Here is a 13,214-nt window from a genome sequence, read left to right on the forward strand (position 1 = left end):
TCTTCAACATCAACTACTCCAGTTTGGATCACACGTTTTACCCCAACTCTGTGTCCAGAAAAACCGGAGCCGCCGCAGACTCGTCGATCGAGTTGAATGCGAGCGCTGTCACGGCGAGCACTCCCCCCATGGCACAAGCTGTCACCAGCATGAGGATCTGAAGTTTGCGTTTGATATTCATGTGAGCAGATACCTGTAAAAAAACCAATTCAAACCACGACGTAGCGTCGCTTGCCGCTATGCCGGAAACAACTCAAATTTGCTGGGGGAGCGATTCATCTCCATGAAAGCGAAATGGTGAAAACGGCAAAGCGCACGTAATAACTTTGCAATCAATGTCAAATCTCTGTTATCTCGATTGCCAGATGACTTTCGATTGCAATTCATGAGTAAAAGCAGAACTGTTGAAACGCGTAATGTTCGGACAATTTCTCGATCCCATTCGGCAATGAATGTTCCGATGTGATGCATGGTTTCTTCACTGTGGGGCACGACTCAACGGGACTCCAATCTTGGTTCGTACTTGCATGTGTTAACGACCAACATACGCAGTAGTTAAGTGATGGAATGTCCTGGAATTTATGTTTCCCGCTGAAGCAAGGGCGAATAATTGTGACATTTTGTCAAATCAACACAATGCTATAAAAAATCGTAAGTAGATGATTGAAGCTGTCGTGTCTTTTCGAAATGTCAATTCACCTTGTTACGTTTTGCTAATTAACCACCTGAAGAGATGAGCTGTTCAGCCGCGCAGTGTCTTCGGGGCTCAGCGGCCAGCTACAAAATGCGGCATGTCCAGCGAATTGCGTTGAGCACACCATCGTCACCGCTTGGACGAGCTTTCATCGAAGCCAGGACTTTCCCGAACCCGCGGCGCGGTGCCCCGCACCGCAACACGGCATCAAAGCCTTATCGCACAAGGCTCTCAGCCCACACGCGCCGCTCTGCCCGGCAATCTTCCCGTGTGCACATTTCCTTGACGAGCGGCTGCTCGCCTGCTGTAGTAAATCAAGCAAAATGATTTAGAAAATTCCCTTCGGACAACATCGCGCCGAAGCGTTGCTGCGAAACGCCGGGCCTACGGCTTCATATTCGCAATCCATCTGCAGTTCCAAACGTCGTTACCAATAACCGGAGGAGCGTCTCATGAATCTGAATCTGAATTCCCGCAGGCGTCCTGTCGCCAGGACCATCGTGTCGATGTGCGCCGCGGCGACTGCGCTGTGGTGCGCGAGCGCGAGTCAGGCCGCCGACCAGCCCGTCATCGGGCTGATCACGAAGACCGATACGAACCCGTTCTTCGTCAAGATGCGTCAGGGCGCGGACGCAGCCGCGTCGAAAGACGGCGCGAAACTGATCACCGCCGCCGGCAAGTTCGACGGCGACAACGCGAGTCAGGTCACCGCGATCGAAAACATGATGACGGCCGGCGCGAAAGCGATCCTGATCACGCCGAGCGATACCAAGGCGATCGTGCCCAGCATCAGGAAGGCGCGCGCGGCCGGCGTAATGGTCGTCGCGCTCGATACGCCGACCGATCCGCAGGACGCGACCGACGCCCTCTTCGCTACCGACAACTTCAAGGCCGGCGTGCTGATCGGCAAATACGCGAAGGCCGCGCTGAACGGCAAGCCCGCGAAGATCGCAACGCTCGATCTCGCGCCGGGCGTGTCGGTCGGCGTGCTGCGTCACAACGGCTTCCTCGAAGGCTTCGGCGTGAAGGAAGGCGATGCGTCGATCGTCTGCAGCCAGGACACGCGCGGCGATCAGGCGAAAGGCCAGACGGCGATGGAAAACTGCCTGCAGAAAGCACCCGATATCAACGTGGTCTACACGATCAACGAACCGGCCGCGGCCGGCGCATATCGCGCGCTGAAGTCGGCGGGCAAGGACAAGGGCGTGATGATCGTGTCGATCGACGGCGGCTGCGACGGCGTGCGCAACGTGAAGGCCGGCGCGATCGCGGCGACCTCGCAGCAGTATCCGCTGAAGATGGCTGCGCTCGGCGTCAGCGCCGGCGTCGACTACGCGAAGACCGGCAAGAAGGTGTCCGGCTATCAGGACACCGGCGTCACGCTGATCACCGACAAGCCGATGTCCGGCATCGACAGCAAGGATACGAAGTTCGGCCTCGATAACTGCTGGGGCAACAAGTAACGCACAGTGCAAAGCGGTCCGTCGCGCGTGGCGGCGGACCGCCATCCGATTCGTCGCGTGCCCTTCCCGTCACGCTCATGTATCGAGGACTGCCATCATGTCGACTCCTTCCGCGCCCGCCGGCCGCCCGCGCTCGTCTTTCACCGAGCACCTGCCATCGCTGTCCGAAATCGGTCCGCTGATCGCGCTGGTGCTGGCCTGCGCATTCTTCATCTCGCAGAGCAACCGCTTCCTGTCGTTCCAGAACCTGTCGCTGATCCTGCAGCAGACGATGGTCGTCGCGGTCATCGCGATCGGCCAGACCCTGATCGTGCTGACCGGTGGCATCGATCTGTCCTGCGGCATGGTGATGGCCTTCGGCTCGATCATCATGACCAAGTTCGCGGTCGTGCTCGGCGTGCCGCCGGTTCTCGCGATTCTGTGCGGCATCGGCGCGAGCACCCTGTTTGGCCTGTTGAACGGCCTGCTGATCACGCGCATCAAGCTGCCCGCCTTCATCGTCACGCTGGGTACGCTGAACATCGCGTTTGCGCTCACGCAGATCTACTCGAACGCAGAAAGCGTGTCGAACCTGCCCGACGCGATCATGTTCTTCGGCAACACGTTCCGGGTCGGACCGGCGGAAGTCACGTACGGCACCGTGCTGACGCTGCTGATGTATCTGGCCACGTGGTTCGTGCTGCGCGATACGGTGCCGGGGCGCCACCTGTACGCGCTCGGCAACAACGCCGAGGCCGCGCGGCTGATGGGCCTGTCGTCGCAAAAGATTCTGCTGATCGTCTACACGCTCGCCGGCGCGATCTACGGCATCGCCGCGCTGCTGTCGGTGTCGCGCACCGGCGTCGGCGATCCGCAGGCCGGGCAGACCGAGAACCTCGACAGCATCACCGCGGTCGTGCTCGGCGGCACGAGCCTGTTCGGCGGACGCGGCTCGATCGTCGGCACCTTGCTCGGCGCGTTGATCGTCGGCGTATTCCGCAACGGCCTGACGTTGATCGGTGTTTCTTCCGTGTACCAGGTCCTGATCACCGGCATGCTCGTGATTCTCGCGGTCGCCGCCGATAAACTCTCGCACCGCGGCCGTTGAGCCCACCCAGGAGCCCTGTCATGTCGACGTCGACTTCTACCCCTGCTTCCGCCGCGATGCCCGTCCTCCAGGCGAGCGGACTCGTCAAACGTTATGGCAATGTGACCGCGCTCGACGGTTGCGATTTCGAAGTGCTGCCCGGCGAGATCCTCGCGGTGATCGGCGACAACGGCGCGGGCAAATCGTCGCTGATCAAGGCGCTCTCCGGCGCCACGGTGCCCGACGAAGGCGAGATTCTGCTCGACGGCAAACCGGTCAAGTTCCGCAGTCCGCTCGATGCGCGCGCGCAAGGCATCGAAACCGTCTACCAGGAACTCGCCGTCGCGCCGGCGATGAGCATCGCCGAAAACCTGTTTCTCGCCCGCGAATTGCTGAAACCCGGCTGGCGCGGCTCGCTGTTCAAGATGATCGACAAGCGCCGCATGCTCGAGGAAGCGACCGCGGCCATGAAGGATCTGCAGATCGGCATCCGCTCGATGCGCCAGGCGGTCGAAACGTTGTCCGGCGGCCAGCGCCAGGGCGTCGCCGTTGCACGCAGCGCGGCGTTCGCGCGCCACGTCGTGATTCTTGACGAGCCCACCGCGGCGCTCGGCGTGAAGGAAGGCAACATGGTGCTCGAATTGATCCGGCGCGTGCGCGATCGCGGTCTGCCGGTGATTCTGATCAGCCACAACATGCCGCACGTGTTCGAGGTCGCGGACCGCATCCATATCCAGCGGCTCGGCCGGCGCGCGGCGCTCGTCAACACAAAAGACGTGCACATGTCGGAAGCGGTCGCTATCATGACCGGCGCCAAGGAAGCCGACGTGAAGGCGATTGCATGATGCGCCGCCGCTCAACCCGCTGAGCCACGAGGCCGATATACGACTATGGACACCTCTAGCACCAGCACGCGTTCGCACGTCAAACGCACGGTCGGTTCGAACCAGATCGGCGTGCGGCAATTCAACGAGCGCATCGTGCTGCAAACGATCCGCCTGCACGGACCACTGCCGAAAGCCGAGGTCGGCCGCCTCACGCGTCTTTCGATGCAGACGGTGTCGATGATCGTCGACCGGCTGATCGCCGACGGCCTGCTCGAAAAGCAGGCGCGCGTGCGCGGCAAGATCGGCCAGCCGTCGGTGCCGATCGCGTTGCGCGCGGACGGCGCGTACACGATCGGCGTGAAGGTCGGGCGCCGCAGTCTCGACGTGCTCGCGATGGACTTCGCCGGCCGGATCGTGTGCCGCGACGTGTTCGAGTATGCGTACCCCGACCCGCGCACGCTGTTCCCCGCGCTCGAAAGCAAACTCGCGCGCGTGAACCAGACGCTCGGCGCGAAGGCCGGCAAGGTGGTCGGCGTCGGCGTCGCGGCGCCGTTGTGGCTCGGCGGATGGCGCGACTTTCTCGGCGCGCCGCCCGACGCGCTCGACGCCTGGAACGACATCGATCTGCGCGCGCGCATCGCGACGATGACCGGTCTGCCCGTGGAGTTCGCGAAAGACACCACGGCCGCATGCGCGGCCGAGCTCGTGATGGGCCAGGGCCGCGGCATTCACAACTTTCTGTATCTGTTCGTCGGCACCTTCATCGGCGGGGGGCTGGTGATCGACGGACGTCTGCATGGCGGTCCGCACGACAACGCGGGCGCGGTCGGTTCGATCCCGCTGCGCGAGGGCAGCGCACGCAAACCCGCGCGGCAGTTGCTGCACGCGGCATCGGGCTTCGTACTCGAACAACTGCTCAGCGATGCGGGCGCGCCGGCGGCAGCCGCGCACGATCATCGCGCGATGTCGCCCGAGTTGTGGCGCCATACCGAGCAATGGCTCGACAGCGCGTGCCCGGCGATCGCCAACGCGCTCACCAATGCGGCCGCTTTGCTCGATCTCGAAGCCGTCGTGATCGACGGTGAATTCGACCGGTTATTGATCCGCGAGATCATTCGGCGCACCGAGCGCGTGCTCGATCGCTTCGAATGGGAAGGGATGGTGCGGCCGCAATTGCTGGAAGGCGCGATCGGCGCCGATGCCCGCGCGATGGGCGGTGCGATTCTGCCGCTATATGCGCATTTCGCACCGGTCCATGAACTGTTCCTGAAGCCGGCGGCGTCGGAGCCGGAGTATGACGAGCGGTGAGCGTCGTGTTAGTGGTGCTCCCGCCCTTCCCCGGAATCACGAAATAAATCGATTCACTTCACGGCGACGGCAACCTTCTTCGCCGTGGCGGTCGCTTCCGCCGGCGCCGCCGTCACGGTTTTCTGAACCGGCTTGTCGAGCAACGGTTGCAGCGCCGGTGCCATCGACTTCAGCAACTGCACCGCCAACGCACTCGTGAAATCGTAATGCGCGGCATACGGCTCATGCACCCACGCGGTCAGCGTGCCGTAGAAGCGGTCACCGAGCGCGAACACGAAGGTCGCGCTGCGATTCACCTTGCGTGACTCGATCAGACGCGCACCCTTCGCGTACACGTTCAGGCGTTGATCGCCGGTGCCGGTCTTGCCATAGACCTGCAGCGTTTCGCCGTTCGGGAACGTCATGCCTTGCGCGAGACGCCTCGCGGTACCGCCCGTCACGACGTCGCGCAACAGCATCCGCACCTCGCCCGCGATCTCCGGCGACACCTGCTGCTCCGGTGCGACCACCGCACGTTTGAAATGCGTTTCGTACGGCGTATCTTTCGCGAAGTCGATCTGCGTCAGCGTTTCGGTCGGCACCTTGTTGCCGTCGTTCGCGATCACGCCGATCAGTTGCGCGAGCGCCGCCGGACGATCGCCCGACGCGCCGATCGCAGCCGCATACGACGGCGTCAGCGTCGAGAACGGATAGCCGAGCGCCTGCCACGATTTGCCGATCGCGTCGTAGGCGCGCAGCTCGACCATGCGCTTGATGCGGTGATCCTGGGTCACGTGATAGCGCGTCTTGAAGAGCCACGAGTAAGTCGACAGACGCACGTCCTGGCTCGCGGCTTCTATCTGCGCGAGCGTCGCGTCGGGATGCGAGCGCAGGTAGTTCAGCGTCCACAGTTCGAGCGGATGCACGCTCGAGATATAGCCGCGGTCGTTCAGGTTGAAGCGGTTGATGCCGTACTTGTCGTAGAGCATCGCGAGGTCTTCGTCGTCGAGCATCGAAGCGGACGGCGTGTTCTTCAGCGCCGCGTACATCATCTTGTTGAACCACGCATTCGGTTGATCCGGCGCGACGCTGCGCAACGCGGTCGCCACTTTCGGCGGCGACTTGCGCACGCCGAGCAACAATAGCGTGATCTGCTGATCGGGCGTCTTGCCGTGGTACTTCGTGTAGAAACGCTTCATGTACACGCGGCTTTCCTGATCGGCGAAACGCGTCAGGTACATCTTGCGGGTCGCCGTATCGCCGAGCCATTCCGACGACGGCCCGGTCGTCTGCACCATTTCATAGTGCACGATATCGCGCATCAGCCGCACGAACACCAGGTTCACCGAATGCTGGAACGCGCGATGCACGGTCAGGATACGGCTGTTGTCGTCGGACTCGAAGTTCGTGAAGGTCTGCGCGCCGCCGCCGGTAAAGAAGGTTTCGCCCGGGCTCGCCGAGTATTTACGCTCGACGGCCGCGTCGAGCATCGGTTGCAGCGAATGGTCGCGCGTGTGCAGCAGATAGTCGATCGCCCAGTGCGTCAGCCGATCGTTCGGATCCGGCTTGATCGCCTTCAGCTCGGCGTCGCTCATCGATGCATAACGTGTGTGCAATTCGGTGACGATCTGCAGATACGTAATGACGGTGCGCAATTTCGCGGTGGAGCCGAGATTCAGGCGCGCGCCCGAATTGATGTCGAACGGCTGGTTCACGCTATCGGTCTGCACGCGCACGAGATTCGCGTCGCCGTGCCGCTCGTAAAGCGTGAAGCTGTAGGCGATATGCGACGGATCGTCGGAACCGCGCAGCATTTCGAAGCCGACCAGACCCGCGGCCTTCGCGCCGTCTTTCGTCGCGGCGGCGGCGAGACGCTCGGCCACGGCCTGCTGCACGTCGTTGTTCAGCGTGCCTGTCGCCTGCACGTCGAGGCGGTCCAGTTCGTAGAAGCTGCGCACGCCGAGCGCGGCGAGCAGATGCGAGCGCATCGACGTGACGGCCTTGCGCGACACGAACGAGCCGAGATCCGGGGTGCTGCGCGGCGCGCGATGCAGTTCGACGTGCGCCGCCAGCGCGGCGTCGCGCAACTGCGCGGTGATCACGCCGCCGCTCGCGAGCAGCCGCAGATAGCTGTCGGTCAGCCGTTCGAGCTCGGGATAGCCGCGCTGCAGGAAAAACGACGGTGCGCGCTGCGCGATCATCAGCGACAGCACTTCGCGAAACGCCAGGCCCTGGTCGGGCAGATTCGCATCGGTCGACGGCGCTTTCAGCAGGCGGTTGGTCTCGCGGAAATCGCGCCCGTACCAGGCGGCGAGACCGTCGCCGATACCGTTGATTTCGCCGACGCCAGGCTGCGCGGCAAGCGGCACCGAGTTCAGATAATGGACCACGATCTGTTCGCGCGCGGGCAGCGTTTGCGGCCCGTTCAGATACGCGCGCACCGACGCGGACGCGATTTGCCGCAGCTTTTCCGGCGGCGTCGCGGTGCGGCCGCCGGCCGAATGACGGAATTTCTCGATCTGCGTCGCGAGCGTGCTGCCGCCCGGCGTCTGCTGATGACGATTGAAAACGCGCGCGCCCTGGTCGACGAGCGCGCGGCTGAAGCGCCCCCAGTCGATCGCAGGATTGCGGTTCGGCTGATTCGGATCGAGCAGATAGCGGTCTTCGATGAACAGCAGCGAGTTCACGATGAGCGGCGGAATCGCGTCGAAGCCGTCGTACACGCGGCCCGGAAACTGGGCGCTGTATAGCGGCGTGCCGGTGCCGTCGAACAATTGCAGGCCCGCCGTGTCTTTTTCGTCGTAAGGCAGGAACAGGCCATCGTCCGCCAGCGACAGCATGCGTTCCGAATCGCGCGCCTGCGAGCTGATTTCGAAGCCATGTTGCAGCAGACGCTGCTGGATAGCAGGCAATAACGCATAGCCGAGGCGCGCGTCATACGGGCCCTTGTCGGCTTGCGGAAAGCGGATGGAAGGACTGGGGCCGTCGGCGACCGAATAACCGACGTCGCGGGTCAGCTCCGACAGATAGCGCGCCTGCAGCCGCGAGGTATCGATCTCGATCTGCACGAGCCGCGCAATCAGCGCCACCGCGAGCAGCACAAACGCGGCCAGCCCCCATTTGAGCCAACGCCAACTCCGTACCGGCACGGTGCTGGTCGCGCGAAGCGGAAACCGAAGCGGTGGCCGATTCATGGCTGCTCTCCCCCGAGCGATGGCCAGGGTGTGGAGCCTGGCTCAGTTCATCTAAATCAGTGTAGCTCGGAACGAGAAGCCGTCATCGGTCAGGATTGAACCGACAGTGTCGCGGCTACAACACCCACCGGCGCCGGATGACAAAACGCGAACTGGCGTGAGATATTGAACGTCTTTTCACACCAATATAAGACCGCCGCTTCGGGCGGTTTTGCCATTTCTGGCGGCCATTGCCGAGGTCCCGGCGTTTTTTTGCTGGCGTTTTTACCGGCAAGCGGACGATGGCTCGGCAACCCGTTCCGGTCACACCGAAGTTCGCGCTTTTGTGTGACCTTGTTGTGTCTGCCCTCGCAACAGCGCAATGAACCGCTCCGCCGGCGGCGACAGCACGCCGCCCTTGCGCGTGACGATGCCGAAAGTTTGCGATGGCGATTTGAGCCTGACCGGCACGACACGCAGCATCTTGTGCCGCACGAACGGCCCCGCGATCGCGCTCGGCAGCAGCGAAACGAGTTCGGCGCTGCTTTGCAGCAGTGCGACCGTCACGAAAGTGGAAGCCGTCGAAATCGGATTGTCGGGCATGTCGAGGCCGGCGAGATCCATCTCGCGTTCGAGCAGCGCATGCAGCGGCATGTGTGACGGATACATGACCCAGCGATGCCCGGCGAGATCGCGCAACGTCATCTCGCGGCGCGGCAACGGCGCATGCTGATAACCGACCACCACCGCCAACGGCTCGTCGCCCAGCGGACGATATTGATACTTCGACGGATCGGCCGCGACCGCCGCGCGGCCCACCACCAGATCGAGCCGGCCGTCGTCGAGCTGCGCGAGCATTCGCGCGCTGGTGTCCTCGACCACTTCGATCGACAGACCCGGTTGCGCCGCATGCAATTGATTCAGCGCGGGCACCACGCAGTCGGGAATCGCGCCCATGATCGCGCCGAGCGCGAGCCGACCGCCCCGCCCCGAACGTATTTCGGCGACGTCCTGGCAAAGCGCGGTCAGGTCCGACGTCACGACGCGCGCATAGCGGATTACGCAATGGCCGAGCTGATTCGGGATCATGCCGCTTTTCGAGCGCTCGAAAAGCGGCGCGTCGAGCATCGCTTCGAGCTCCTGCAGCGCCTTGCTCGCCGCCGACTGCGTCATCGACATCACGCCGGCCGCCTTGTGCAGCGATTTGTGATCGTCGAGCGCGATCAGCAGATGCAGCTGCTTCATGCGCAGCTTCGACAGCAGGACGTTGAGCGTGTCTTTCATCGGCGGGGTGAGTCGTAAAAGCGATCACGATATGGAAACAATTCAATATACCTGCGCGGCCTCGCGCCGTATAGTCGCCCAAGGAGACATTCATCGAGTTGCGCCGCCCGTTCGCGGGCCCACGCGCGATCCTTCCATCCCAGCACGGACCACATCACCATGAGCCAACCGTCAACTGCCACCGCCCTGCGCGGCGTCTTCCCCGTCGTGCCGACGATCTTCGACGACGCGGGCCGCCTCGACCTCGAAGGCCAGAAGCGCTGCCTCGATTTCATGATCGATGCCGGCTCGAACGGCCTGTGCATCCTCGCGAACTTCTCCGAGCAGTTCGCGCTGTCCGACGACGAGCGCAACACGCTGATGCATCTCGCACTCGAACACGTCGCGGGCCGCGTGCCGGTGATCGTCACGACCACGCACTTCAGTTCGTACCAGTGCGCGGAGCGCAGCCGCGCCGCGCAGGCGGCGGGCGCCGCGATGGTGATGGTGATGCCGCCGTATCACGGCGCGACGATCCGCATCGGCGAGCGCGGTATCCACGAGTTCTATCGTACGGTGTCCGATGCAATCCAGATTCCGATCATGATCCAGGATGCGCCGGTCAGCGGCACGCCGTTGTCCGCGCCGTTCCTCGCCCGCATGGCGCGCGAGATCGACAACGTGTCGTACTTCAAGATCGAAACGCCGCAGGCCGCGAACAAGCTGCGCGAGCTGATCGAACTGGGCGGCGACGCGATCGTCGGTCCATGGGACGGCGAGGAAGCGATCACGCTGATGGCCGATCTCGATGCGGGCGCGACCGGCTCGATGACGGGCGGCGGTTATGCCGACGGCATCCGCCTGATCGTCGACGCCTATGCGGCCGGCGATACCGAGGCCGCCGCCGCGCACTATCAGCAGTGGCTGCCGCTGATCAACTACGAGAATCGCCAGGGTGGCCTCGCCTCGTGCAAGGCGCTGATGAAGGAAGGCGGCGTGATCCGCTCGGACGCGGTGCGTCATCCGCTGCCGCAGATGCACCCGGCGACGCGCGAAGGGCTGTTGAAGATCGCGCGCCGGCTCGATCCGCTCGTGTTGCGCTGGGGTCGATAACACGATTGAAGCGCAGCGGGGCGCCCGCCGACGTGCGGGCTCATGCGGGCTGGACGGCGACACACGATTGCCGCTAACCTAGGGCATGTCCACAAGCTCGCGCCCCATGCAAAGTTTCTACGAAGCCACCGTCACCCGCTCCACCGCCTATACGCCGCTCAACGGCCGACGCAGCGCGCACGTCTGCATCATCGGCGGCGGACTCGCGGGACTCTCCACCGCGTTGGGACTCGCCGAGCGCGGCGTCGAAGACGTCGTCGTGCTCGAAGCGCAGCAGGTCGGCTTCGGTGCATCGGGACGCAACGGCGGCTTCGTGTTCGGCGGCTACAGCCTCGATTGCGCCGACCTGCTGAAGACGCTCGGCCCGACTCGCGCGCGCGAGCTCTATGCGCTGACCACCGACGCGGTCGAGCTGATGCGCAAGCGCATTGCGCGCCATCGGATCGATTGCGACGCGACCGATGCCGGCGTGATCCTCGCGAACTGGTTCGACGAACCCGCGCGCCTCGAAGCGCAACGGCGTCTGATGCGCGATTCGTTCGGCGTCGACTGGGAACCGATCGCTGCCGACGAACTCGCCGCGCAACTGAAAACGAGCCGCTATCATGGCGGCCTGTTCGAGCGCAACGCGTTCCATTTTCATCCGCTCAAGTACGTAGTCGGCGTCGCCGCGGCGGCCGCGCAGGCGGGCGCGACGATCCACGAGCGCTCGCCGGTCGTCAGCTTGCGGCGCGACGGTGCGGGCTTCGTCGTCGAGACGCCGCAGGGTGCGCTCGACGCGCGCCACGTCGTGATGGCGGGCGGCGGCTATGCGCGCAACGTGTACGCGCGCGTCGAGCGCGCGGTGCTGCCGATCGCCACCTACGTGATGGCGACCGAGCCGCTCGGCCACCGCTTGTCCGACGCGATCGCGACGCGTGCCGCGGTCTACGACACCCGTTTCGCGTTCGATTACTACCGGCCGCTGCCCGACACGCGCATTGTGTGGGGCGGCCGCATCTCGGTGCGCGACCGCGAGCCCGACGCGATTGCGCGTCTGTTGCGACAGGACCTGCTGAAGGTCTATCCGCAGTTGCGCGACGTGCGCGTCGAGCACGCCTGGGGCGGCCTGATGAGCTACGCGCGACACAAGATGCCGCAGATCGGCCGTAGCGCGGATGGCGTCTGGTACGCGGTCGGTTTCGGCGGACACGGCATGGCCCCGACCACGGTGTCGGGCGAACTGCTGGCCGCGGCCATCGCCGGGGAACGGCCAGTGCCCGACGCGTTCGCGAGCTTCGGCCTCACGCGCACGTACGGCGCGCTCGGTCTCGCGGCCGCGCAGCTCACGTACACCGCGATGCAAACGCGCGACGCACTCGCCGCGCGCCGCCGTCCCACGCGCCCGGTCGCGTAAGCACCACGCAAGCCCCTTCGAGATGCTTGCGTCGATGCCCGAGACCCGTGCCAGAGGCCCATTTCGCCATGCTAGAATGCGCCGTCACTGCCGCTCGAAACCACAATGAAAAAGGGAAGCAAGGCCGCCGAGCCTGATACCAACGGCATCGTGTCCGACACACCGCACGCCGATGCGCGACGTACCGAGGCTAAGCATGCGGACGCAAAACGTAGCGACGCCCGGCGCAGCAGCGCCCGACGTGCGGACGCTCCACGCAAATACGATCCGGAGCAGACGAAGCGCAACATCCTCGACGTCGCGACCCAGGAGTTCTCCGCGATGGGACTGACGGGCGCCCGCGTCGACGCGATCGCGGAACGCACGAACACCACCAAGCGCATGCTGTACTACTACTTCGGCAGCAAGGAAGGGTTGTACCAGGCGGTGCTGGAGAAGGTGTATGGAGACATTCGCGCGCTCGAACAGGATCTGCACATCAGCGAACTCGATCCGGTCGAGGGCATGCGCGCGCTGGTCGAATTCACGTTCGACTACCACGACCGCCAGCGCGACTTCGTGCGCCTCGTGACGATCGAAAACATTCACGGCGCCAAGTACGTCGAGCAGGTCAAGACGTTCAAAGGACGCAACGTCACCGTGATTCACACGATCGAGGATCTGCTCGCGCGCGGCATCGCGGCCGGCCAGTTCCGCAGTGACATCGATCCGATCGACCTGCATCTGATGATCAGCTCGCTGTGCTTTCATCGCGTGGGCAACCGGCATACGTTCGGCACGGCGTTTGGGCGCGATCCGTCGCATCCGCGGCTGCGCGCGCGGCATCGGGCGATGATCGTCGATGCGATCTTGCGGTTCGTGAAGAAGGACGATTGACGCCGGCGGCGCAACGACCGGCTGAAAAGGAAACGGGATGTGGCGAAAACCACATC

General features: G+C 63.8%; 9 protein-coding genes. 7 read left to right on the top strand and 2 right to left on the bottom strand.

What is annotated here, in order from left to right:
- The first annotated feature begins 1,152 nt into the window (after positions 1–1,152).
- From EVC45_RS05735 to EVC45_RS05750, 4 genes are all read left to right on the top strand, one after another.
- Positions 1,153–2,157 carry a sugar ABC transporter substrate-binding protein gene (locus EVC45_RS05735; protein WP_129957283.1) on the top strand — a complete coding sequence of 335 codons (1,005 nt, stop codon included), beginning with the start codon at positions 1,153–1,155 and terminating at the stop codon, positions 2,155–2,157.
- Positions 2,158–2,254: 97 nt separating this feature from the next.
- Complete coding sequence (locus tag EVC45_RS05740) at positions 2,255–3,244, top strand: ABC transporter permease (protein WP_129957067.1); 990 nt, start codon at positions 2,255–2,257, stop codon at positions 3,242–3,244.
- 20 nt (positions 3,245–3,264) lie between these two features.
- A complete protein-coding gene (locus tag EVC45_RS05745) occupies positions 3,265–4,068 on the top strand; it encodes an ATP-binding cassette domain-containing protein (RefSeq protein ID WP_211193373.1) in 804 nt (267 codons plus the stop codon).
- A 45-nt stretch (positions 4,069–4,113) separates the two neighbouring features.
- Positions 4,114–5,358, top strand: a complete 1,245-nt coding sequence (locus EVC45_RS05750) for an ROK family transcriptional regulator (protein WP_129957068.1) — start codon at positions 4,114–4,116, stop codon at positions 5,356–5,358.
- Positions 5,359–5,411: 53 nt separating this feature from the next.
- Here EVC45_RS05750 and EVC45_RS05755 read toward each other — a convergent pair whose 3' ends face one another.
- Both EVC45_RS05755 and EVC45_RS05760 read right to left on the bottom strand, forming a co-directional pair.
- Entirely contained in the window at positions 5,412–8,531 is a 3,120-nt protein-coding gene (locus tag EVC45_RS05755; protein ID WP_129957069.1) for a transglycosylase domain-containing protein, read from the bottom strand.
- A gap of 303 nt (positions 8,532–8,834) precedes the next feature.
- Entirely contained in the window at positions 8,835–9,794 is a 960-nt protein-coding gene (locus EVC45_RS05760) for a LysR family transcriptional regulator (RefSeq protein WP_129957070.1), read from the bottom strand.
- Positions 9,795–9,953: 159 nt separating this feature from the next.
- Between EVC45_RS05760 and EVC45_RS05765 the strand changes: the two genes are divergently transcribed.
- The 3 genes from EVC45_RS05765 (at position 9,954) to EVC45_RS05775 (ending at position 13,158) form a co-directional block, all read left to right on the top strand.
- Positions 9,954–10,886, top strand: a complete 933-nt coding sequence (locus EVC45_RS05765; RefSeq protein ID WP_129957071.1) for a dihydrodipicolinate synthase family protein — start codon at positions 9,954–9,956, stop codon at positions 10,884–10,886.
- Positions 10,887–10,992: 106 nt separating this feature from the next.
- Positions 10,993–12,282: an FAD-binding oxidoreductase gene (locus EVC45_RS05770; RefSeq protein WP_129957072.1), complete on the top strand. Its 1,290-nt coding sequence runs from the start codon at positions 10,993–10,995 to the stop codon at positions 12,280–12,282.
- 105 nt (positions 12,283–12,387) lie between these two features.
- A complete protein-coding gene (locus tag EVC45_RS05775; protein ID WP_129957073.1) occupies positions 12,388–13,158 on the top strand; it encodes a TetR family transcriptional regulator in 771 nt (256 codons plus the stop codon).
- Positions 13,159–13,214 lie beyond the last annotated feature (56 nt).

The organism is Paraburkholderia sp. UYCP14C (assembly GCF_004197395.1).
Lineage (GTDB): Bacteria > Pseudomonadota > Gammaproteobacteria > Burkholderiales > Burkholderiaceae > Paraburkholderia.

What these genes read in the sequence shown, in the direction of transcription:
- EVC45_RS05750 (WP_129957068.1), top strand. Translation starts at nt 4,114, where the DNA reads ATGGACACCTCTAGCACCAGCACGCGTTCGCACGTCAAACGCACGGTC.
- EVC45_RS05740 (WP_129957067.1), top strand. Translation starts at nt 2,255, where the DNA reads ATGTCGACTCCTTCCGCGCCCGCCGGCCGCCCGCGCTCGTCTTTCACC.
- EVC45_RS05765 (WP_129957071.1), top strand. Translation starts at nt 9,954, where the DNA reads ATGAGCCAACCGTCAACTGCCACCGCCCTGCGCGGCGTCTTCCCCGTC.
- EVC45_RS05770 (WP_129957072.1), top strand. Translation starts at nt 10,993, where the DNA reads ATGCAAAGTTTCTACGAAGCCACCGTCACCCGCTCCACCGCCTATACG.
- EVC45_RS05755 (WP_129957069.1), bottom strand. Translation starts at nt 8,531, where the DNA reads ATGAATCGGCCACCGCTTCGGTTTCCGCTTCGCGCGACCAGCACCGTG.
- EVC45_RS05745 (WP_211193373.1), top strand. Translation starts at nt 3,265, where the DNA reads ATGTCGACGTCGACTTCTACCCCTGCTTCCGCCGCGATGCCCGTCCTC.
- EVC45_RS05775 (WP_129957073.1), top strand. Translation starts at nt 12,388, where the DNA reads ATGAAAAAGGGAAGCAAGGCCGCCGAGCCTGATACCAACGGCATCGTG.
- EVC45_RS05760 (WP_129957070.1), bottom strand. Translation starts at nt 9,794, where the DNA reads ATGAAAGACACGCTCAACGTCCTGCTGTCGAAGCTGCGCATGAAGCAG.